At 60.7% G+C, this 21,885-nt stretch carries 19 protein-coding genes, 1 tRNA gene and 1 other RNA gene; 11 read left to right on the forward strand and 10 right to left on the reverse strand.

Going from position 1 to position 21,885, the window contains the following annotated elements:
- Positions 1 to 149 precede the first annotated feature (149 nt).
- From ACJ8KE_RS01315 to ttrS, 3 genes are all read right to left on the reverse strand, one after another.
- Positions 150 to 392, reverse strand: coding sequence for a DinI family protein (locus tag ACJ8KE_RS01315; RefSeq protein ID WP_004935803.1), 243 nt, complete (start codon positions 390 to 392; stop codon positions 150 to 152).
- Positions 393 to 483: 91 nt separating this feature from the next.
- On the reverse strand, positions 484 to 1,083 hold the full coding sequence (ttrR, locus tag ACJ8KE_RS01320; protein WP_016926956.1) for a tetrathionate respiration response regulator TtrR: 600 nt from the start codon (positions 1,081 to 1,083) through the stop codon (positions 484 to 486).
- A complete protein-coding gene (gene ttrS, locus ACJ8KE_RS01325; RefSeq protein ID WP_306377025.1) occupies positions 1,058 to 2,776 on the reverse strand; it encodes a tetrathionate respiration histidine kinase TtrS in 1,719 nt (572 codons plus the stop codon). The genes ttrR and ttrS overlap by 26 nt, the downstream gene beginning before the upstream one ends.
- Positions 2,777 to 3,005: 229 nt before the next feature.
- Here ttrS and ttrB point away from each other — a divergent pair, with 229 nt between their 5' ends.
- Genes ttrB through ttrA form a run of 3 tightly spaced genes read left to right on the forward strand, consistent with a single transcriptional unit; the run spans position 3,006 to position 7,829 of the window.
- Positions 3,006 to 3,743, forward strand: a complete 738-nt coding sequence (ttrB, locus tag ACJ8KE_RS01330; RefSeq protein WP_016926958.1) for a tetrathionate reductase subunit TtrB — start codon at positions 3,006 to 3,008, stop codon at positions 3,741 to 3,743.
- Positions 3,740 to 4,765 (forward strand): tetrathionate reductase subunit TtrC, encoded by a 1,026-nt coding sequence (gene ttrC / locus ACJ8KE_RS01335; RefSeq protein ID WP_442517061.1) that lies wholly within the window; start codon positions 3,740 to 3,742, stop codon positions 4,763 to 4,765. The genes ttrB and ttrC overlap by 4 nt, the downstream gene beginning before the upstream one ends.
- Complete coding sequence (gene ttrA, locus ACJ8KE_RS01340; RefSeq protein ID WP_079450271.1) at positions 4,758 to 7,829, forward strand: tetrathionate reductase subunit TtrA; 3,072 nt, start codon at positions 4,758 to 4,760, stop codon at positions 7,827 to 7,829. The genes ttrC and ttrA overlap by 8 nt, the downstream gene beginning before the upstream one ends.
- A gap of 39 nt (positions 7,830 to 7,868) precedes the next feature.
- On the opposite strand, the gene ACJ8KE_RS01345 is transcribed toward ttrA, so the two are convergent.
- Positions 7,869 to 8,777 (reverse strand): LysR family transcriptional regulator, encoded by a 909-nt coding sequence (locus tag ACJ8KE_RS01345; protein ID WP_033639826.1) that lies wholly within the window; start codon positions 8,775 to 8,777, stop codon positions 7,869 to 7,871.
- 125 nt (positions 8,778 to 8,902) lie between these two features.
- On the opposite strand from ACJ8KE_RS01345, the gene mhbT reads away from it, so the two are divergent.
- Genes mhbT through maiA form a run of 4 tightly spaced genes read left to right on the forward strand, consistent with a single transcriptional unit; the run spans position 8,903 to position 12,690 of the window.
- Entirely contained in the window at positions 8,903 to 10,252 is a 1,350-nt protein-coding gene (gene mhbT / locus ACJ8KE_RS01350; RefSeq protein ID WP_033639827.1) for a 3-hydroxybenzoate transporter MhbT, read from the forward strand.
- An 18-nt stretch (positions 10,253 to 10,270) separates the two neighbouring features.
- On the forward strand, positions 10,271 to 11,308 hold the full coding sequence (gene gtdA, locus ACJ8KE_RS01355) for a gentisate 1,2-dioxygenase (RefSeq protein ID WP_016926963.1): 1,038 nt from the start codon (positions 10,271 to 10,273) through the stop codon (positions 11,306 to 11,308).
- A gap of 15 nt (positions 11,309 to 11,323) precedes the next feature.
- Positions 11,324 to 12,025 carry a fumarylacetoacetate hydrolase family protein gene (locus ACJ8KE_RS01360; protein ID WP_306376879.1) on the forward strand — a complete coding sequence of 234 codons (702 nt, stop codon included), beginning with the start codon at positions 11,324 to 11,326 and terminating at the stop codon, positions 12,023 to 12,025.
- 20 nt (positions 12,026 to 12,045) lie between these two features.
- Positions 12,046 to 12,690, forward strand: a complete 645-nt coding sequence (gene maiA, locus ACJ8KE_RS01365; protein ID WP_079452254.1) for a maleylacetoacetate isomerase — start codon at positions 12,046 to 12,048, stop codon at positions 12,688 to 12,690.
- A gap of 139 nt (positions 12,691 to 12,829) precedes the next feature.
- Here maiA and ACJ8KE_RS01370 read toward each other — a convergent pair.
- The 4 genes from ACJ8KE_RS01370 to ACJ8KE_RS01385 form a co-directional block, all read right to left on the reverse strand.
- Positions 12,830 to 12,959, reverse strand: a non-coding RNA gene (locus ACJ8KE_RS01370) — RtT sRNA.
- A gap of 34 nt (positions 12,960 to 12,993) precedes the next feature.
- A tRNA-Pro gene (locus ACJ8KE_RS01375) sits at positions 12,994 to 13,070 on the reverse strand.
- Between the two features lie 78 nt (positions 13,071 to 13,148).
- Positions 13,149 to 14,930, reverse strand: a complete 1,782-nt coding sequence (gene yejM / locus ACJ8KE_RS01380; protein ID WP_442517062.1) for an LPS biosynthesis-modulating metalloenzyme YejM — start codon at positions 14,928 to 14,930, stop codon at positions 13,149 to 13,151.
- A 9-nt stretch (positions 14,931 to 14,939) separates the two neighbouring features.
- Entirely contained in the window at positions 14,940 to 15,167 is a 228-nt protein-coding gene (locus tag ACJ8KE_RS01385; RefSeq protein WP_004935782.1) for a YejL family protein, read from the reverse strand.
- Between the two features lie 211 nt (positions 15,168 to 15,378).
- Between ACJ8KE_RS01385 and yejK the strand changes: the two genes are divergently transcribed.
- Positions 15,379 to 16,386: a nucleoid-associated protein YejK gene (gene yejK, locus ACJ8KE_RS01390; protein ID WP_004935779.1), complete on the forward strand. Its 1,008-nt coding sequence runs from the start codon at positions 15,379 to 15,381 to the stop codon at positions 16,384 to 16,386.
- Between the two features lie 84 nt (positions 16,387 to 16,470).
- Here the strand turns inward: yejK and rplY are convergent, their stop codons facing one another.
- Both rplY and ACJ8KE_RS01400 read right to left on the reverse strand, forming a co-directional pair.
- On the reverse strand, positions 16,471 to 16,755 hold the full coding sequence (gene rplY, locus ACJ8KE_RS01395; protein ID WP_004935776.1) for a 50S ribosomal protein L25: 285 nt from the start codon (positions 16,753 to 16,755) through the stop codon (positions 16,471 to 16,473).
- A 162-nt stretch (positions 16,756 to 16,917) separates the two neighbouring features.
- Positions 16,918 to 18,675 carry a DEAD/DEAH box helicase gene (locus ACJ8KE_RS01400; protein WP_049300470.1) on the reverse strand — a complete coding sequence of 586 codons (1,758 nt, stop codon included), beginning with the start codon at positions 18,673 to 18,675 and terminating at the stop codon, positions 16,918 to 16,920.
- A gap of 319 nt (positions 18,676 to 18,994) precedes the next feature.
- Between ACJ8KE_RS01400 and rsuA the strand changes: the two genes are divergently transcribed.
- The 3 genes from rsuA (at position 18,995) to ACJ8KE_RS01415 (ending at position 21,885) form a co-directional block, all read left to right on the forward strand.
- A complete protein-coding gene (gene rsuA, locus ACJ8KE_RS01405; protein WP_016926969.1) occupies positions 18,995 to 19,708 on the forward strand; it encodes a 16S rRNA pseudouridine(516) synthase RsuA in 714 nt (237 codons plus the stop codon).
- Positions 19,709 to 19,749: 41 nt separating this feature from the next.
- Positions 19,750 to 20,946: a Bcr/CflA family multidrug efflux MFS transporter gene (locus ACJ8KE_RS01410; protein WP_015378537.1), complete on the forward strand. Its 1,197-nt coding sequence runs from the start codon at positions 19,750 to 19,752 to the stop codon at positions 20,944 to 20,946.
- A 594-nt stretch (positions 20,947 to 21,540) separates the two neighbouring features.
- Positions 21,541 to 21,885, forward strand: a complete 345-nt coding sequence (locus ACJ8KE_RS01415; RefSeq protein ID WP_004935763.1) for a YejG family protein — start codon at positions 21,541 to 21,543, stop codon at positions 21,883 to 21,885.

The following is a 21,885-nucleotide window of genomic DNA, read 5'->3' on the forward strand; positions in this document are numbered from 1 at the left end:
AGTGGATGCCAGGTAAATGCCGGTGCAGTAGGTTATTGGCCGCCTATTGCATCGGCGCCGGCATTATCACCGAGAGGCTCGGGCAAACACGCTGCCCGTTCTGCCCGGCAAGGTTCCCGCTGAGTGGGAGTCAATAGCGTTGCTGCCCGTCAAATATCAGTGACCAGCCACTGATCCGCTTCTTCGAACATCTCTTCCAACATTCGGTTCAGCTTCTCACGATCGCTTTTGCTGGCGTCGGAGTTCAGGCCGTTGGCCTGCATCGGTTTTACGCGCACGTCAGCTTCCGGAAACAGCGCATGCACGCGTTTTTCCAGCTCGTTGCGAATAATCTCGGCGGCGTTGGGCAGCCCAGCGACGTTGCGTTTGTCGTACACCAATTCTACAAACATGACTCACCTGTAAACACTGATTTAATGTACAGTATTCTGGCCTGAGGAAGACCGGTTGGCAAGAGGGCGCGCGGAATTTTGCCTGATGCGATCATTCTTGCGCGGCGTGCGGTAAAACCTGCAGCTGAATCACCAATTCCGCCAGGCTGGCGGCCTGCATTTTCTCCATCACTTTTGCCCGGTGGACCTCTACGGTGCGCAGGGCGATATTCAACCGTTCCGCCATTTCTCTGTTCATCATGCCTCGCACCACCAACTGCGCGATGTCGCGTTCTTTCGGCGTGAGCGTGCGGTAACGGCCGCAAGTTTCATGGCGTCGCCAGGCTTTGGCCGAGACTTGCTGCGCCCGTTCGAGGGCGGCGATCAGCGGTTCAGCGGCGATCGGTTTTTGCAGGAAATCCACCGCGCCGTACTTCATCTGCTCCACCGCCATCGGCACGTCGCCATGGCCGGACAGGAACACCACCGCCAGCGTGCTGCCACGGCGGCGCAGCTCAGCGTAGGCCTGATGCCCATCGAGTATCGGCATCCGCATGTCCAGCAAGACGATCCCGGTCTGAAACAGATCGGCCTGCGCCAAAAAGCCGGCGCTGTCATTCCAGCATTGCACGTCGTGGCCGAGGCTGGTCAGCAAAAAATGGCAGGCGTCGGTGACGGCGACGTCATCATCCACCAGATGAATTAGCGACATGGTTTTCCTCATCGTTCAATATGAAATGCAGGGTTACGCACAGCCCCTTGCGGCTGTCGGGGGCGAGGCGGTTAGCCAGCAGGATCTCGCCGCCGCCATAGCGGGCCAGGCGCCGGCAAATGGCCAACCCCAGCCCCATGCCGCCGGTTTTGGTGGTGTTGAAGGGGCGAAAAGCCTGTTCCAGCCCGGCCGCACTCATCCCACCCGCGTTGTCCTGCAGATGCAACTCGATCGCCCGTTCGCTCTGGACGGCGGAAAGCCAGACGGCGTTGGCCCCGGCCTGCGCCGCATTCAGCAGCAGGTTCGCCAGCAGCTGTTCCAGCAGCGCCGGCGGCAGGATTAGCGTCAGCGAAGGTGCCACATTGTTGAACAACGTCAGGTCGGGATAGCGCTGCGTCAGGCGCAGCAGTGTCCACACCCGCTCGGCGGTTTCGCTCACCGCGATGGGGCGCCAGCTCGCTCTGTCTCCCTTCTCGCTGGGGGACTGGACCCACTGGCGCAGGTTATGAATCGTCTCGCCGCCGCGCTGCGCCTGCCGGTCGATATTTTCCAGCGGCGTCAGCAGCGGGTGCCCGGCGTCCGTTTTGCGCAGTTGGATCAGGCACCCCTGCGCATAGTGGCGAATAGCCGCCAGCGGTTGATTGAGCTCGTGTGCGAAGCCGGAGGCCATTTCCCCCAATACGTTCAGCTGTCTGGCATTCTCCAGCGCCTGCTCCTGTCGCCGCAGTTGCTCTCCGGCATGAAGCAACTGCCGCCCGCGCCGGCGTACCAGCAGCGCGATCCAGATATGGTTGACGATCAACAGCGCCAGCACCGCCAGCGACAGGCCGACGGCCGTCTGATGCTGGATCAGCCAGCTCTTGATGTCCAGCCACAGCCGCCGCTGTTCCGGGTGTTGGTTGACGGCGCGCAGCAAGGCTTCCACCTCGCTGGTCGAGGCCGGGGCGCCCCACAGGAAGGGAGATTGCGGTGGGGCGGTCAGCAAGGCTCTTGCCACCGCATCCACCAGTGAGTTATCCAGACCGGGCAGGGCGGCGAACGACCAGTTGGGGTAAAGCGGCGTGCTGGTGACGCAGGGAACCGATGTGGGCCGTTGCAACAGCGGGCGAAAATCCGCCGGGTTGATCAGGCCTTCCCGATCCATTTTCTCCAGCAAACAGACGGGAACGATGGCGGCCTGAATGGCGCGCTCGCGCAGCAGATAGAGCAGGGCATCGGCAGGAAAACCGGTAAAGCGCAGGTGAAAATCGCGCTCGGGCCGTATGCCGGCGTCGCTGAGCGCCTTATAACCGGTCAGATAGCCGCCGAAGGCCTGCGGATCGATGGCGCCCACCGTTTTGCCCATCAGCGCCTGCGGCGTCGTAATGCCGCTGTCGCGCCGCACCAAAATCACGCTGCCGATGATGTTACCCGTTGCCCGATCGCCGTTGGCGGCGCGCAACGACGCCAGCCAGCGCAGATGATAGTGGTTGTTCAACTGCACGAACTGCGCCGGATTAGTGACCACGAACTGCACGCTGCCCCGATTGACCGCTTCGCGCATCTGCGCCAGATCGAGCGGCTGCAGGCGGAAGCGTTCACCGCCGAAGCTGCCGTTGAGACTGTCGATCAGCGGCTGCCAGTCACGCGCGGTCGCCGCATCGCCGCGCATCGCCAGCACGCCGACCGACCACTCTCCCGCCTGTGCCGCCATACCCCAGCCGAGACTGAACAGCAGTAATAACACGACCCTCACAGCCCCTCCTGATGGGCAATCTGCCTGCCGTCACTTGTTTTAGATCAACGTTAGGTTCGGTATGTGGTTAACCACAATAGAGCTGAGCCCAATGTCATTTTTACACTGTAAATCATCGACATTGTTTATTCATCTAACGGGCATCAATAGCGTGATCGGGGTGATGCCCAGGACGTGGGAGAGGCGCATGGATTTCGGTAAACGGCAGTTTTTACAGCGGCTGGGCGTGTTGACGGCGGGGGCTTCGCTGATCCCCGTGGCGGAGGCCGGGCTGACGTTAGCGCCGACGCGGCGCGAGGGGGATGCGAGCCGCCGTTACGCGATGCTGATCGATCTGCGGCGCTGCGTAGGGTGCCAGGCTTGTACCGTGAGCTGCGCCATTGAAAACCAGACGCCGCACGGTGAGTTCCGCACCACGGTAAACCAGTACCAGGTCAGCCTCGAAGGCGAATCCGTCGCGACCAACGTGCTGCTGCCCAGGCTGTGCAACCACTGCGACAACCCGCCCTGCGTGCCGGTATGCCCGGTACAGGCCACCTTCCAGCGCGAGGACGGGATCGTGGTGGTCGACAACAAACGCTGCGTGGGTTGCGCCTATTGCGTGCAGGCCTGCCCGTACGATGCCCGTTTTATCAATCACGCCACCCAAACGGCGGACAAATGCACCTTCTGCGCGCACCGGCTGGAAGCGGGATTGCTGCCGGCGTGCGTGGAGTCGTGCGTGGGTGGGGCGCGGATCATCGGCGATATGCGCGATCCGCACAGCACGCTGAGCAAGCTGCTGCGGCGCCACGAGGCCGAGATCAAGGTCCTCAAGCCGGAGAACCAAACCGTGCCCCACGTGTTTTATCTGGGGCTGGATGACGCCTTTGTCACGCCGCTGCCGGGTCGGGCGCAGGTCGCCTTATGGGGGGAGGGACAATGAGCCGCCAACTGATGATCGCAGAAGTGCTGAGCCAGCCGCAGGCGGTGAGCTGGCTGCCGTGGGCCGTGCAATATTTCTTCTTTATCGGCATCGCCGCCTGCGCCGCGCTGCTGGCCTGCGTGTGGCGCTGGCGCGGAGGGGACAACGCCGCACGCCTGGAGCGCGCGGCGCTGTTTATCGGGCTGACGTGCGCCATCACCGCGCCGCTGGCGTTGACCGCCGACCTGCATCAAACCGCCCGCTTTTGGCATTTCTACGCCTACCCGACGCCCTGGTCGTGGATGCCGTGGGGCGCGCTGTTCTTGCCGCTGTTTACCCTGCTGATCGGCCTGTGGTTTATCGCGATTGAATTTACGCGGCTGACGGGCAGACCGGTTGCGCTGCTGCGTGGGATCGCGACCGCCTGCGCGCTGGTGGCTATTGGCCTGCTGTTGTACACCGGGCGAGAGGTTTCCATCGTGCGCGCCCGCCCAATCTGGTTCAGCTACGGATTTCCGATCGTGATGTTCCTCAGCGCGCTGCCGGCGCTCTTGGCTTTGCTGCTGCTGACATTGCGCGAACGGCCCGATCTGCAAGCGCCGCTGGCGCGTGCGATGTTGCTGACGTTGCTGCTGCTTGGCGGGGCGATCCTGCTGTGGGGATGCGGCGATACGTTATCCGGCGCGGCGGTACGCCACTGGCTGCAGACGCAGGCGATGGCGCGCCGGTACGCCGCGGGATGGATTGCGCTGTGGGGGCTGACGCTGGCCTGCGCCGCCTGGACCGGCTATCGGCGCTTGCCGCGCGGCGGCGCGCCGCTGCTGGTGGCCGGCGCACTGGGGCTGAGCTGGCTGATGCGCTGGACGCTGTTGATCGAGGTACAAACCATTCCGAAATACAACGCGTCTAACTCCCCTTATAGCCTGCCGCTCGGCACCGACGGTTTGCTGGCGATCGTCGGCACCTTCGGGTTGTGGCTGGCGTTAATGATCATGGTGCGTGAAGCACAGGCGTTTTTACTGCGGAGAAAACAACATGGCTAAATTCACCCGGCGTCAGTGGTTGAAAGTGGGCCTGGCCTTCGGCGGATTGTCCGCTTTCGGCCTGAGCTATCGCGAAGTCGCCAAACGGGCGATTGACGGCTTGATTCACGGCACTTCAGGGCGGGTGACTCTGGATCGTATCAACGGCAACTCCCTGCCGCCCGAAGGACGGGCAATGCCGGAGTGGCAAGGCAATCCGCAGCAGGCCATCTCGATGACCCAATGTTTCGGTTGCTGGACGCAATGCGGCGTGCGGGTACGGGTGGACAGGCAGACCGACCGGGTATTGCGCATTGCCGGCAACCCGTACCATCCGCTGTCTCAGGAACGGCACGTCGACTCTGCGTTGCCGCTGCAGGACGCGTTGGCGCAGCTGGGCGGCGAAAGCGGCCTCGACGCCCGCTCCACCGCCTGCGCGCGCGGCGCCACGTTGCTGGAGGGGCTTTACAGCCCGCTGCGCGTGCTGGAGCCGATGAAGCGCGTCGGCAAGCGCGGCGAGGGCAAGTGGCAACGCATCAGCTTTGAGCAGTTGATCGCCGACGTGGTGGAAGGCGGCGATCTGTTCGGCGAGGGGCATGTGGACGGCCTGCGGGCGATCCGCGATCTGGAGACGCCGATCGATGCCCGACGGCCGGGGCTGGGGCCGAAAGCCAACCAGCTATTGGTGACCAACGCCGGTGACGACGGGCGCGATAGCTTCCTGCGGCGCTTTGCCCAGAACAGTTTCGGCAGCAAAAACTTCGGCGCGCACGGCGCTTACTGCGGGCTGGCCTACCGTGCCGGTTCCGGCGCGTTGATGAACGATCTGGACAAGAACCCGCATGTGAAACCCGACTGGGAACAGGTCGAATTCGCACTGTTTATGGGGACTTCGCCGGCGCAGTCCGGCAACCCGTTCAAGCGCCAGGCTCGGCAACTGGCCAGCGCCAGATTGCGCAGCGAGTTCCGTTATGCGGTGGTGGCGCCGGCGCTGCCGCTGACCACCACGTTGGCGGACGATCATGGCCATTGGATCCCGATATTGCCGGGCACCGACTCGGCGCTGGCGATGGCGATGATCCGTTGGATCCTCGACAACCGGCGTTATCAGGCCGCTTATCTCGCCATCCCGTCGGAGGCCGCCATGCAACGCGCCGGCGAGAAGAGCTGGACCAACGCCACGCATCTGGTGATCGCCGAGAGCGAGCATCCGCGCGCGGGGCAGCATTTGACGTTGGCCGATCTGAACGGCGCCGGGTCGGCGTCGCCGCTGGTGGTCAACGGCGCGGGTGAGCTGGTGGCGGCCGAGACGTGCGACAGCGCAGAGCTGTGGGTAAGCCGTACGGTGACGCTGCACGATGGCGCGCAGGTGGGGGTGAAAAGCGGCTTCCAGTGTTTGAAAGAGGCCGCCGATAAGCTGTCGCCGGAGGCGTACAGCCGGCAATGCGGCGTGCCGGTGGCACGCATCGCGGCACTGGCCGAGGCTTTTACCGCCCACGGGCGCAAGGCGGCGGTGATCGCCCATGGCGGGATGATGGCGGCGAACGGGTTTTACAATACCTGGTCGGTGATGATGCTTAACGTGCTGATCGGCAACCTGAGCCTGGCGGGGGGCGTGTTCGTTGGCGGCGGTAAATTCAATGGCTTCGCCGAGGGGCCGCGCTATAACCTGGTCGAGTTTCCCGGCCTGGTAAAACCAAAGGGGCTGAATATCGCGCGCAGCAAGGCCGCCTATGAAACCTCTGACGAATACCGCGAAAAAGTGGCGGCGGGCGTTTCCCCCTGGCCGGCCAGGGCGCCCTGGTATCCGTTCGTCGCCGGGCAACTGACCGAACTGCTGACATCGGCGTTGGCGGGGTATCCGTACGGGCTGAAAGCCTGGATCTCGAACATGACCAACCCCTTGTACGGTATCGCCGGGTTGCGCGGCGTGGCGGAGGAACGATTGAAAGATCCGGCGCGTTTGCCGCTGTTTATCGCCATCGATGCGTTTATCAACGAAACGACGGCGCTGGCCGACTATATCGTCCCGGACACCCATAATTTTGAGAGCTGGGGGTTCAGCGCCCCCTGGGGCGGCGTCGCCAGCAAGGCCACTACCGCGCGCTGGCCGATAGTGACGCCGGCGACCGCGAAAACGGCGCAAGGGCAACCGATTTCCATGGAGGCGTTTTGCATCGCCGTCGCTAAACGCCTGGCGCTGCCGGGGTTCGGCGATCGCGCTATCGGCGACGGTCAGGGCGGGCAGCTGCCGCTCAACCGCGCCGAGGATTATTATCTGCGCGCCGCCGCCAACGTGGCGTTTGCCGGCAAGGCGCCGGTGCCGGCCGCGAGGGCGGACGAACTGACGCTGAGCGGCGTCGATCGCTTGTTGCCGCAGCTTGCGCAGACGCTGCGCGCCGATGAAATCGACCGCGTGGCGTTTATTTACAGCCGCGGCGGCCGATTCGCGGATCATGACAGCGGCCGCCGCGACGGCAGCGTGGGCAACCGCTGGGAGAAACCGCTGCAGATCTGGAATGCGGAAGTGGCGAAACACCGGCATGCGATCACCGGCGAGCGTTTCAGCGGCTGCCCCACCTGCTATCCGGCGCGTTTGTCGGACGGCCGCGCGGTGGAAGCGCTCTACCCTGAACGGCAGTGGCCACTGCGCCTGATGTCCTTCAAATCCAACGTGATGAGCAGCTCCACCGCGGTGATCCGGCGCCTGCACGACGTGAAGTCGGTGAACCTGGTGGCGCTGAATCCGGCAGACGGGGCGCGTTTCGGCATTCAACACGGCGACCGGGTGCGCATCAGCACGCCGGGCGGCAGCCGCGAGGCGCAGATCAGTTTACTGGCGGGCGTGATGCCCGGCGTGATCGCGGTGGAACACGGCTACGGCCACCGGGAGATGGGGGCCAGTCAGCACTACCTGGACGGCGAACCGCTGGCGATGGATGAGCGCATCGCCGCCGGCATCAACCTCAACGATTTGGGCTTTGCCGATCCGACGCGCGAAGTGCCGAATACCTGGCTGGATTGGGTGACCGGTGCGGCGGTGCGTCAGGGGATCCCTGCGACCATCGTCAAGCTTTCCGCGTAGGCGCAGCCGTAAATCTGCTGTGGCTGCAGGTGAGGGGTGTTAAGCCTGCGTCAGCAGCTGCAAAAAGCGGCTCAGCGCGGCAAAAGGCGGTTCGCTGTTGCGCCAGAAGACGCCCACGCTGCCTTTCTGCTCTATCTTCGGCAGATTCAGGATCGCCAACTGCCCCTGGCTGGCATAACGCTGCGCCAGCCGTAGGGAAAGAATGGAGATCATATCGCTGCTTTGCAGCAGGTTGGTACTGACGTTCATGGATGCCGATTCAACCGTGTTTTCGGGCAGCATCACGCCGTTATCCGCCAGCGCATTATCAATGCTGAGGCGGATGGGCGTGCCGGTCGGCCAGACAATCCAGCGCCAGTGGGTGAGATCGTGCCAGGTGAGGGAGGCGGATTTTGCCAGCGGATGGTGAGGGCGGGCAACAAAGCATACCGGTTCGGTGTAGAGCACTTGATAGTTGAGCGGCAGTTGCAGCGCCCGCCCGCCAACGCGACCCACGACGACGTCCACCGCGCCCGCGAGCAGATCGTGCAGCAGCGGGGTCATCACCTTTTCCTCAATATTGAGATGCAGCGTTGGCATTTCTTGCAGCAGGCTCAATATGGCCTGCGAAACGCAGTCGGTGGCGACCGGCGAACAGCCGATTTTCAGGCTTCCCACCAGCCCGCCTTGCTTAAAGCGGGCGATTTCAGACTGCGAACGCTCCAGATCATTGATCAAACGCTGCGCATGCTGAAGCAGCAATTTCCCCCCCTCGGAGGGGCGCAGCCCTTTGCTATGCCGCTCAAACAGCGTGATCCCAATCTCATCTTCGAGCTGTGACAACCATTTTGACAGAGCGGGTTGGGAGATGTTCATCATCCGGGCAACGTGGGTCAGATTTCCCTGCTCGCCCAACGCCACCAACATTTGCAGATGGTGAAGTTTCATTTTCTGCGCCCAGTTCGCCATTTGCTATAACCCTCCGGTTATGTCTCCGCCTGAAAAGCCATTGTACATTTTATCGCTAAGGATACAAATTCGTAACATACCTAAAACAAGACAGACATCTCCCTACCCGCACCGAGGCGCTCACTATGACTCAATGGCGTGATTTACAAGCTCTGATCGATGCTGCTCCCATCGGTAAGACGCAGTGGCGCGTTATCATCTGCTGCTTTTTGGTGGTGATGCTGGATGGTTTTGACACCGCCGCCATTGGTTTCATCGCACCCGACATCCGCGCCCAGTGGCAACTGACCGCCGGTGAACTGGCGCCGCTGTTTGGCGCGGGGCTGCTGGGGTTGACAGCGGGTGCACTGCTTTGCGGCCCGCTTGCTGATCGCTTTGGCCGCAAGCGTGTCATCGAGCTTTGCGTGGCGCTGTTTGGCGCGCTGAGCCTGATTTCGGCCTTCTCCCCCGATCTGTCAACGCTAGTCGTTTTGCGTTTTCTCACCGGCCTGGGGTTGGGGGGCGCGATGCCGAACACCATCACGATGACCTCTGAATATCTGCCCGCTCGCCGCCGTGGCGCGCTGGTCACGCTGATGTTCTGCGGTTTCACGCTCGGTTCAGCCTTGGGCGGGATCGTCAGCGCCCAACTGGTGCCGGTGATGGGGTGGCACGGCATTTTGGTGCTCGGTGGCGTTTTGCCGCTGATGCTCTTTGTGGTGCTGCTGTTTGCCCTGCCGGAATCCCCGCGCTGGCAGGTTCGCCGCCAACTGCCACACAAGGTGATTGCCAAAACGGTCAGCGCCATCACCCGAGAGTGCGATGAAGAAACCCATTTTTATCTGAGCGAAGCCGCCACGGCGGCCAAAGGCAGCATCAGCCCGCTGTTTGCCGGCCGCCAGTTGCGTATCACCCTCATGCTCTGGGCGGTTTTTTTTATGAGCATGCTGATCATCTACCTGCTCTCCAGTTGGTTGCCGACGCTGCTTAACCACCGCGGTATTGATCTGCAGCATGCCTCCTGGGTGACCGCCGCTTTCCAGATGGGGGGCACGGTGGGGGCGCTGGGGCTGGGCGCGTTGATGGACAAATACAATCCCTTCCGGGTCTTGGCGGTGAGCTACGCCTTAGGCGCCGTCTGTATCGCCATGATTGGCCTGAGCGAGAACGGCCTATGGCCGATGGCGCTGGCGATCTTCGGCACCGGCATCGGCATCAGCGGTTCGCAGGTTGGGCTGAATGCCTTGACCGCCACGCTCTATCCGACGCAAAGCCGGGCGACCGGCGTCAGCTGGTCCAATGCCATTGGCCGCTGCGGCGCGATTGTCGGCTCGCTTGCCGGCGGCGTGATGATGGCGATGAATTTCTCATTCGATACGCTATTTTTCATTATTGCCGTGCCGGCGGCGATCAGTACGGTGATGTTAATGCTGCTGACGGCTGTCGTTCGCCAGTCTGCCCCAGCCCCTGATACGTTGCCTCGCGCAGCGTCGTGAATGAAAAGGAGAATCCCTATGCCTGAACGCAATCAGGATGTTAATCCCAGCCGCCAGCAGTTCTACCGGCATATTTCAGGGCAGAACCTGACCCCATTGTGGGAGTCGCTGCACCATTTGGTGCCGCCGACGCCGAATGCAAACTGCGCCCCGGCTTACTGGAACTATCAGGCGATTCGCCCGCATCTGCTGGCCAGCGGCGAGTTGATTGGCGCCAAAGAGGCGGTTCGCCGCGTGCTGGTGCTGGAAAACCCGATGCTGCGCGGACAGTCCTCCATTACCCCGACGCTGTATGCCGGATTGCAGTTGATCATGCCGGGCGAAGTCGCGCCGAGTCATCGCCATAATCAGTCGGCATTGCGGTTTATCGTCGAAGGGAAAGGGGCATTTACCGCCGTTGACGGCGAACGTACGCAAATGCATGAAGGCGACTTCATTTTGACGCCGCAGTGGCGCTGGCACGATCACGGTAATCCCGGCGAGGAGCCGGTGGTATGGCTGGACGGGCTGGATTTGCCGCTGGTGAACCTGCTGGGTTGCGGTTTCGCGGAAGACTATCCGCAAGAGCAGCAGCCCGTGACGCGCCAGGAGGGGGATTATTTACCGCGCTATGCGGCCAATATGCTGCCGCTGCGCCACCAGAAAGGCAACTCATCGCCCATTTTCAACTACCGCTACGATCGCAGCCGGGAAGCGCTGCATGACCTCACCCGCATGGGGGACGCCGACGAATGGGAAGGGTACAAGATGCGCTACGCCAACCCGGTGACCGGCGGCTACCCCATGCCCTCGATGGGCGCCTTCCTGCAGCTGCTGCCGAAAGGCTTTTCCTCACGGAAAGCGCGAACCACGGACAGCACCATTTATCACGTGGTGGAAGGGCGCGGTCAGGTCAGCATCGGCAGCGAAACCCTTCACTTTTCGGCAAAAGATATCTTCGTGGCGCCGACCTGGTTCGACGTGTCGTTCCAGGCGGACGAAGACACCGTGTTATTCAGTTTTTCGGACCGGCCGGTTCAGGAAGCCCTGGGACTGTTCCGTGAAGCACGTTATTAATTTGGGAGAGACAAAATGACGCAATACGTATTTGCACCGCAAGCCCCCGTGACGGTTCCTGTCGTGGGGAGTGATAAACAGTTTCCCGTGCACCGTGTCTACTGCGTCGGGCGCAACTATGCCGCGCATGCCCGCGAAATGGGCTTTGACCCGGATCGTGAGCCGCCGTTTTTCTTCTGCAAGCCTGCCGATGCGGTGGTGCCGGTGGCGGCCGGCGAAACGCTGGCGTTGCCGTATCCGTCGCAAACCGACAACTATCACTACGAAATCGAACTGGTGGTGGCGATTGGTAAACGGGGGAGCGATATTCCGCTGGAAAAGGCGCATGAATACATTTGGGGATATGCCACAGGCCTGGACATGACCCGCCGCGATCGGCAGATGGACATGCGTCAGATGGGGCGCCCATGGGAAATCGGCAAGTCGTTCGATCTTTCTGCGCCCATCGCGCCATTGCATAAAGCCGGCGACAGCGCAGACGTGAACAACGCGCCTATCTGGCTGCAGGTCAACGGCAGCGATCGCCAGCGCAGCGATATCCGCCATCTGATCTGGTCGGTGAATGAAACCATCAGCTATCTGTCCGGCTTTTTTGAGCTGCAGCCCGGCGATCTGATTTTTACCGGCACGCCGGAAGGGGTAGGCGCGGTGGTGAAAGGCGATGTGATTACCGGCAATGTAGAGGGGCTAACCCCTATCGCCGTGAAGATTGTCTGAGGCCGATTCAGAGGTGAATGATGAAGCTGTACAGTTTTTTTAATAGCTCAGCCTCCTATCGCGTGCGCATTGCGCTGGCGCTGAAAGGCCTCCATTACCAGACGGTGGGGGTCAATATTCGCATCGGGCAGCAGAATGAGCTGGCTTATCGGCGCATGAACCCGGTCGGGCTGGTGCCGACGCTGCTCACGGACGACGGCGAGTCTCTCAGCCAGTCGCTGGCGATTACCGACTGGCTGGATCGCCATTTCCCTCAGTCGCCGCTGTTGCCGGCGGCCGATCCGGCGCGCAGCCGGGTACTGGAAATCGTCTATGTCATTGCCTGTGATATTCACCCGGTCAATAACCTACGGGTGTTACGCTACCTGAGTGAAGAGCTGAAGGTGGGCGATGAAGAGAAAAAACGCTGGTATGCGCACTGGATCCGCCAAGGGCTGAGCGCCGTAGAACAGCTGTTGCTCCAGAGGCCGCCAGGCCCCTTCTGCGTTGGCGATACCCCGACGTTGGCGGATTGCTGCCTGATCCCTCAGTGGGCGAATGCCCTGCGGATGGGGTGCGATCTGGGCGGGTATCCGCGCTGTAAGGCGGTTTACGACGCCTGTACTCAGCTCCCGGCGTTCATCGCCGCGGCGCCCGAAAACCAACAAGACAAAATCTCAGCCTGAGCTTGATAAGGCGAAAGGCCGTCGTGAAAGCGAGGCGCGCAATGATCGTTGGGGGAGACAGTGGCGCAGCGGCTGCTCCCTCATCCTCTCGACGTGCAGACGAAAAAAAACCTGCTGTTACAGCAGGTTTTCTTGAATTTGGTCGGCATGAGAGGATTATGCGCATCTTCGATGCTTGCCCTGCGGGCCGTTGCTAAAGCAACGTGGTCTCACTACGTTCGGCTCAAACCTCCTTCGGAGATTCTCATCCTCTCGACGTGCAGACGAAAAAAAACCTGCTGTTACAGCAGGTTTTCTTAAATTTGGTCGGCATGAGAGGATTCGAACCTCCGACCCCCGACACCCCATGACGGTGCGCTACCAGGCTGCGCTACATGCCGACGCTATGAAAAATCATACTACCGATTCCCGATGTTAATGCAAGCGCCTCGCCACTTGATTGCTTTAGTTTTAAGCAGTTAGTTGGCGATAAAGCGTTTTACATCGGTCAATACCTGCAACAGCAGAGCAAGCTGCGGTTTCTCGTCCTTTATCTCTTCGCCGTTCTGATCGTAGACGCGATAGTTACCGCTGTTGTCCAGCATCAGCGTTTGTGTCGGCGTGGTTATCACCAGCTGGTTACCATCGCCGGTGGCGATCCAGTTGTTGCGGCGCTGGGCGGTGAACAGATCCTCGCCTTGCGAATAGTCTTTCGGCGCGGTTTTCACGTGCAACAGGCGTTGCATCAAGGTGCGCATGACGTCGTTATGGCCGGTCAGCTTGCTGATGGTCTGCGCTGGGGTGCCCGGCCAGTGGATCACCAACGGCACCTGTAGCTGCGCCTGGTTGAAGGCGGTGCCGGCGCCCCATTGGCCTTTGCCGCTGTCGTTGAACTCGACGCCGTGCTCGGCGGTGATTACCACCACGGTTTTATCCAGCAGGCCGCGCTGTTTCAGCGTGTCCAGCACCTGGGCTATCTGGGTATCCACATCTTGTGCGCCGGCGCGATAGCGCCGAATAAAGTCGGCCGGGACCGATTTTTTGTCGCCTTCGGTCGGCTCGGCGCCGCTGAAGTTGATATAGGAGAACCACGGCTCTTTGCTACCCTGGTCTGCCAGCCAACGCTGCCATTGCTGGGTGGTCTGGGCGTCGCTTTGCGGCGCCGGCGTCGGCAGCGAGAAGTCGGTCAACAGGGCCTGGCGGTACAGGCTGGCATTGAAGCCATCGGAGGAGAACAGCCCCAGCTGGTAGCCCCGATCGCCGAGCGCATTGATCAGTGCTGACGGCTTGCGGCCGGCGAGCACGCTGTCCAGATAGGTCGGGGAAATGCCGTAGAACAGGCCGAACAGCCCGGTATCGGCATGGTTGCCCGAACTGTAATGATCGCTGAAACGCACGTTTTCCTGGGCGAAGCGGGTCAGGGTTGGCATGTCCTGCGCCACGTCTTTGGCGCGAATGCCGTCCACTACGATCATCAGCAGGTTATAGCCGCTGCCTTTATCGCCGTAGCTGAGATCGCTGAGCGGATACTCCACCGACACCGCTTCCGGGTTGCCCTGTTGCACCAGACGGCGCTCATACTCTTGCTGGTCGAGCAGGCCGTGTTTTTCGAGGAACTTGCGCGCGGTCATCGGGTACGAGAGCGGCAGGTTGGCCCGCTGCATGGTGATCGGGCGATAGAAGTTGGCGTCGGCCCAGATATAAATCAGGTGCGACGCGAAAAAGGCGCTGATAAACAGCGCCGCCAGCGGCTTGCCGAAGCGGCGGCGGTTCAGGCTGCGCAGCTTCTGCCAGCTCCAGGTGCCGAATAGCATCTCCACCAGGAAGATCACCGGCACGCAGATAAACATCAGCTGCCAGTCACGCGACAGTTCGCTTTGATCCGGGTTGACCACCAGATCCCATACCACCGGATTGAGGTGCAGGTGGAAATGGGAGAACACTTCGCTGTCGACCAGCAACAGCGTGAGCCCGATGGTGGCCAGCGCGGCGGAAATAAATCGCAGCAGCCGCTGCGACATCACCACGAAGGTGAGCGGGAAGATCACCAGCAAATAGCCGGCGAACACGATAAAGCTGAAATGCCCCAGCAGGCTGACAAAGGCATAGACCCGGCCCAGCAGGGATGCGGGCCAGTCGGTGACAAACAGGTAGCGGCTGCCCAGCCCAAGGGCGAGCAGGATGTTGAATAAGGCGAACCAGTGCCCCCAGCTGATCATCTGGGAGACTTTTTCACGATAACGCTGACGGTTTGTCACCATAAGTCAATATTAATGTGCTTTATCTTCACGGACAGAAGCCTGCAGGGCTTCCGCGAACGATCTTGCCAGGGTTTTCCGCTGCGCGGGGGCAACGCTGGTGTTGATCAAATTAGTGACCATGTTGCCCAGCACCATCAGGGAAAGATCGGTGGGGGTATGGTGTTTTTCCAGAACATTGACCAGCTCTGAGAGCAGTTGTTCAACGTGTTCGTCACTGTAACGGGATGATTGTGGCATAAAATTGCGCTTAGTAATCTGCAAAGTGCCCTATCTTACCGTATAGGGCAGTGATTTTCCGCTCTTTTATCACTTCCTGTCATTTGGGGAAGGGGGCGCCCGTGGCGGGGCTGCTCCTCGCAGCGCCTTTCCGGTTTGCCGCGGCTTTTTAGTATTGCAGGGCGGGGTCTTCAGTGTTTGAATACGCGCCTAAAGAACAGGAGGATTTATCATGAGTCTGGATATCGACCAGATCGCTCTGCACCAATTGGTGAAACGCGACGAGCAAACGCTGGACGTGGTGTTGCGCGATACCTTGCTTCCCACCAACGCGGCGGTGGAAGAAATGATGACGGAACTGCATCGCGTCTACAGCGCCAAGAGCAAGGCCTTGGGCCTGTTCAACGAAGGCAGCGAGCTGGCGGAAGCGCTGCGCACTTGCCGCAAGGACGATAAGGACTTTCTGGCCTTCAGCCGTGCGGCGACCGGCCGCCTGCGCGACGAACTGGCGAAGTATCCGTTTGCCGAAGGCGGCGTGGTGCTGTTCGGCCAATACCGTTATCTGGCGGTGGAGTACTTGCTGATCGCGGTGCTGAACAGCCGTAACAGCATGCGCGTCAACGAAGAGCTGGATATCAACACCACGCACTATCTGGACATCAACAACGCCGATATCGTCGCGCGCATCGATCTGACCGAATGGGAAACCAACCCGGAATCGACCCGCTATCTGACCTTCCTGCGCGGGCGCGTAGGCCGCAAGGTCGCCGACTTCTTCATGGATTTCCTGGCGGCGTCCGAAGGGTTGGACACCAAGGCGCAAAACCGTGGGCTGCTGCAGGCGGTGGACGACTACTGCGCCGATGCGCAGTTGGACAAGAACGAGCGCCAGTCGGTGCGCCAACAGGTGTACAGCTACTGCAACGAACAGCTGCAGGCGGGCGAAGAGATTGAACTGCAGGCCCTGTCGCAGGAGCTGTCGCCGGTCGGCGAGAAAGACTTCATGCAGTTCTCGAGCGAGCAAGGGTATGAGTTGGAGGAAAGCTTCCCGGCGGATCGCGGCACGCTGCGCCAACTGACCAAATTTGCCGGCAGCGGCGGCGGCATCAGCCTGAATTTCGACGCCATGCTGCTGGGCGAGCGCATTTTCTGGGATGCGGCCACCGACACGCTGACCATCAGAGGCACGCCGCCGAACCTGCGCGATCAGCTGCAACGCCGGACCGGCAGCGGCAAGTAAGCGTGCCGAATCGCAGACAATAAAAAACGCCGCAATTGCGGCGTTCTTTATTTCGGCGTCCCGAAAGGTTCGAAAACGTAGCGATTAAACGCGAACGAAGTCGATGTGAGCCAGTTTTGGCTTGAACGGGTGACGCTGTACAGCCTGAACCTTAACTTTGGTTTCTTTACCGTCGATAACCAGAGTTACTGCTTCGCTGTAGAATTCTGGTTTAGCTTCCATGTTCTTAACAGAATCATGGTCCAATTCGATGGAAACTGCAGCTTCTTTGCCACCGTAAACGATAGCTGGGAATTTGTTTGCTGCACGCAGGCGGCGGCTCGCACCTTTACCCTGGTCTTTACGTACTTCTGCATTGATAGTGAACATTTTTTTTTCTCTTAAAAGAAAATTTACCCTGCTACAGGCGACCCAAGTAGCAAGTTCGGAATTCCGCTTTAACGCTGGGCAGGCCCAGGTAAAGCGCGCGGCATTTTAACGGAAAGCCGCCCGCAGGGCAACGAAAACCTGCCCAGATTGAGGGCCGTTCGCTCAGGCCAACTGATTGGCGCGGCGGAAACGGCCTTGATAATCGAACACTTTCTCGCGCACCTGCCAAAACTGGCCGCGTTTGCGCGCCACCACGAAATCCGGATGGCGCAGCGCCTGCTGTTGCGCCAGCACATCGGCGGCGGTGTGCCAGGCGAACGGCACGCCCGGCGCGCGCTGGTGCGGGCGCAGGAACAGCATCTCGAACGCTTTGCGCTGCGCCGGCGTCTGCAGGCGGAAACGCTCGCTGGTGCTGGTGCCGTCCTCGTCGTAATAGGTGGCCTTCAGCCATTCGCCCTTGTCATCGCGGCCGCTCTGCAGCTCCATGCCGCCGCAGCGCAGCACCAACGCGTCTTTCAGCTTCAGCGCCGCCTTCAGCATGTCGTCGGGATCGACCAGCACCTCCTGACACTGATGGCAGCGGCGTGCGGCGATGTCGTTCTCCGCGCCGCAGTGCGGGCAGCTCTTGAACCGGAAGCGGTAATCGCACTGTTCGCGGTGGCCGTCGTCGTCTTCCAGCCACCCCTGGCAGCGGCGGCCGTAGTGCTCGATAATGTCGCCGTTCTCGGTGCACTTGCCCCAGAACAGATTGGCGAAGCCGCAGGCCGGGCAGAACACCTGCACCGGCTGGCTGTCGCCGTGCGGCTTGCTGACGCCGACCTCCGGCGTAAACAGATCGTGCGGGTTGCCGGCGTAGTCGAGGATCAGACAATCTTCCTTGCCGGGCGCCAGCCGCAGCCCGCGGCCGACGATCTGCTGATACAGACTGACGGACTCGGTCGGGCGCAGGATCGCGATCAGATCGACGTGCGGCGCGTCGAAACCGGTGGTCAATACCGCGACGTTGACCAGATAGCGCAGCCGCTGCTGTTTGAACGCCTCGATCAGCGCATCGCGCTCGGCGGGGGGCGTTTCGGCGCTGACCAGCGCGGCTTCGCCGTTCGGCAGCAGGCCGTGGATCTCGCGGGCGTGTTCGACGGTGGCGGCGAAGATCATCACGCCTTTGCGATCCTCTGCGTATTCCACAATCTGGCTGATGATGTGCGGCGTGACGCGGTTTTGCCGCTTCAGCTCGCGGTTCAGATCCGCTTCGCTGAACAGGCCGTTGCTTCTGGCCTCCAGCCGGCTGAAATCGTACTGCACAATCGGCATGTCCAGCCGCTCAGGCGGCACCAGGAAGCCGTTCTTAATCATATAGCGCAGCGGCAGCTCATAGATGCAGTCGCGAAACAGGCTGGCGCCGTCGCCACGGGTGAAACCGTGGTAGTGATACTGGTAAATCCAGCCCTTGCCCAGACGATAGGGCGTGGCGGTCAACCCCAGCAGCCGCAGCTGCGGGTTGGTTTTCTGCAAATGCTGGATGATTTGTTGGTACTGGCTGTCGTCGTCATCGCTGATGCGGTGGCATTCATCGACGATCAGCAGCGAAAAGGCGCCGTTGAACAGCGGCAGGTTGCGCGCCACCGACTGCACGCTGCCGAACACCACTTTGCCGGCGCTTTCTTTTTGTTGCAGGCCGGCGGCGAAGATGTCCGCCTCCAGGCCGTAGGCGCAGTATTTGGCGTGGTTTTGCGCCACCAGTTCCTTGACGTGCGCCAACACCAGCACCCGCCCACGGGCGCGCTTCGCCAGTTCGGCGATCACCAGGCTTTTGCCGGCGCCGGTCGGCAGCACGATCAGCGCCGGTTCGGGACGCTGCCGGAAATGGTTGATGGTGGCTTCGACCGCTTCCAGTTGGTAGGGGCGTAGGGTAAAGGCCATAAAATGAACGCCGTAGAGTGGAATGGGCCGCCGGGTACAGATCTTGTCGCCTCCGTTCCCACAGAAACAGCGACATTTTACGCCCCGGGCGGCCGAAAAATTTCTACTATTATGCCTTCTGCGCACGCGCGGTGCGAGAAGCGTGAAAATTACCTCTGTCGGGCAACGCGTAGTGTCGCTATACTTGTGTGACAGCAATCGCTGTTCCCCCACGCGATTTCCCCCCTGAACCTGCTATTTGCACCCGGTGCAACGGCGGGCGTCATATTTTGGCAATACGATCAATGCGATCATAACAACGACAGGCAAAGCAGATCCCATGCGATTGGACAAGTTTTTATCTCAGCAGTTAGGCATCAGCCGTGCGCTGGTCGCGCGCGAACTTCGGGCTAAACGCGTCACCGTGGACGGTGAGGTGGTGAAGAGCGGGGCGATTAAACTGACCCCGGAGCAAGAAGTGGCGTTCGACGGCAATCCGCTGCAGCAGCAGAACGGCCCGCGCTATTTCATGCTCAACAAACCGCAGGGCTACGTCTGCTCTACCGACGATCCCGATCATCCGACGGTGCTGTATTTCCTCGATGAGCCGGTCGCGTACAAGCTGCACGCCGCCGGGCGGCTGGATATCGACACCACCGGGCTGGTGCTGATGACCGACGACGGTCAATGGTCGCACCGCGTCACGTCGCCGCGCCACCACTGCGAGAAAACCTATTTGGTCACGCTGGAGCACCCGTTGGCGGAAGACACTGCGCAGCGTTTCGCTGAAGGGGTGCAACTGCACAACGAGAAAGATCTGACGCGGCCGGCGACGCTGGAGCAGGTCGACGAGCACGTGGTGCGCCTGACCATCAGCGAAGGGCGCTACCACCAGGTGAAGCGGATGTTCGCCGCCGTCGGCAACCGGGTGATCGCGTTGCACCGCGAGCGCATCGGCGCCATCGCGCTGGATGACGATCTGGCGCCGGGCGAATACCGCCCATTGACGGAAGAAGAGATCGCCAGCGTGGGCGCGCCGCACCTGCAGGACTGATAACCGATCATTGATTGCGGCCGATTAAGGAGTCGTGGAACGTGCAACAGAACCGAACCTCTCATCTCGGTTTGATTTTCATTCTGGGCCTGTTGTCCATGTTGATGCCGTTGGCCATCGACATGTACCTGCCCAGCATGCCGGTGATCGCCGCCCAGTTTGGCGTCGAGTCCGGCAGCGTGCAGATGACGCTCAGCGCCTATATGCTCGGCTTCGCCTTCGGGCAGCTGTTCTATGGGCCGATGTCGGACAGCATCGGCCGCAAGCCGGTGATCCTGTGGGGAACGCTGATCTTCGCCATCGCCGGCTGCGCCTGTGCCATGGCGCAGTCTATCGATCAGTTGATCGGGCTGCGTTTCCTGCACGGTTTGGCGGCGGCGGCCGCCAGCGTGGTGATCAACGCCCTGATGCGCGATATGTTCACCAAGGATGAGTTCTCGCGCATGATGTCGTTCGTCATTCTGGTGATGACCATTGCGCCGCTGCTGGCGCCGATGATCGGCGGTGCGCTGTTGCTGTGGTTCAGCTGGCACGCCATCTTCTGGACCATGGGCGCCGCGGCGCTGATCGGTTCGCTGCTGGTAGCCTTGTTCATCAAGGAGACGTTGCCGAAAGAGCGGCGACAACGGTTCCACCTGCGCACCACGCTGGGCAACTTCGGTTCGCTGTTCCGCCATAAGCGGGTGCTGAGTTATATGTTGGCCAGCGCCTTCTCGTTTGCGGGCATGTTCTCGTTCCTCAGCGCCGGGCCGTTCGTCTACATCGAACTGAACCACGTTTCGCCGCAGCATTTCGGTTACTATTTTGCGCTGAACATCGTCTTCCTGTTCCTGACGACGCTGATCAACAGCCGCAACGTGCGGCGCTTCGGTGCGGTCAAGATGTTCAAGCTGGGGCTGCTGGTACAGCTGGCGATGGGGCTGTGGCTGATGGCGGTGAGCACCGTGGGCCTGGGATTCTGGGCGCTGGTGATCGGCGTTGCGGTCTATCTGGGGTGCATCGCGATGATCTCCTCCAACGCCATGGCGGTGATCCTGGATGATTTTCCGCATATGGCGGGCACCGCTTCTTCCCTGGCCGGCACGTTGCGCTTCAGCATCGGTGCGCTGGTGGGGGCGGTGCTGTCGATGGCGCCGGGCAAAAGCGCTTGGCCAATGGTCACCTCGATGGCGCTGTGCAGCATCGTGGCGGTGCTGTTCTATGTTTACGCCAGCCGGCCGCGCGATCGCGCAGCCTGATGTTCTCCCGATGCGGGGCGTGTCGCTCCGCATCGTCACGGGGTTGCGCCCTGCCATTTCAGGGAGCAACCGGCAATGAAAAATTTGTTGCTAAATATACGCAAGCTAATTAATTGGCCGTTTTCCCATCTGTGTGCTTTTTGTTAAAAAAATCCGCCAGCGTGCCGCCCAATATTCCCCGAGTAGCGCGGCGCGCTGTTGGCTGAGCAGCGCGGGGGGTTTGTATTAGGGTTGATGTAAATCAAGGTATTAGCAACAGTGCCTGCGCTAACGTGACGGGTAAGATGTTTCTTCATTGTAAAAATATGGCGACGAAAAAGTAGTCGCATTGCAAGAAAAAAGAGTTGAGATCGCTGCGGGAAAGGGTTACATATAACGCAAAAATGCGAGCTGAGTCGCAAAATGCCGTGAAATAACACCGCACGGCGCGCCAAAAAGTGGCACGGCATCGGCAAGCACGGGGTCAGGTTAATGGCTTGCGGCAAAATTTACATTTAAATAACATTTGTGCGCGGCAGAGTCGGGAGTCAACGGCTATAACTTAGTAACCCTGTCAGGTAAAAGTGTTTCACCTTTTCAAACTAGGGATTTCATGTGGAGAGTATCCAACTTTCGGTAGTGCATCGCTTGCCGCAAAGTTATCGTTGGCTATCCGGTTTCACCGGCGTGAAGGTCGAACCGATTCCGTTTAACGGAATAGACGAAGATAACAACCTGATTGGGCTGAAGTTGCTCAGCCATGAAGGGGCCGAGGCCTGGCAGGTCATGCAACAGCTCAATCTGTCGTTGCAGGAGATTCAGGTCGACTGTGCGATCGTCGAATGGGAAGGGGAACCTTGCCTGTTCGTGCAGCGCAGCGACGAGAGCGCCACCATGTGCCGCCTGAAAAACGTCGGTGCCGCGATCGCCGAACCGCTCAGCGCGCAATACCCCTTCTGA

It is taken from the genome of Serratia sp. CY56464 (assembly GCF_052168435.1).
Classification (GTDB): Bacteria; Pseudomonadota; Gammaproteobacteria; order Enterobacterales; family Enterobacteriaceae; genus Serratia; species Serratia marcescens.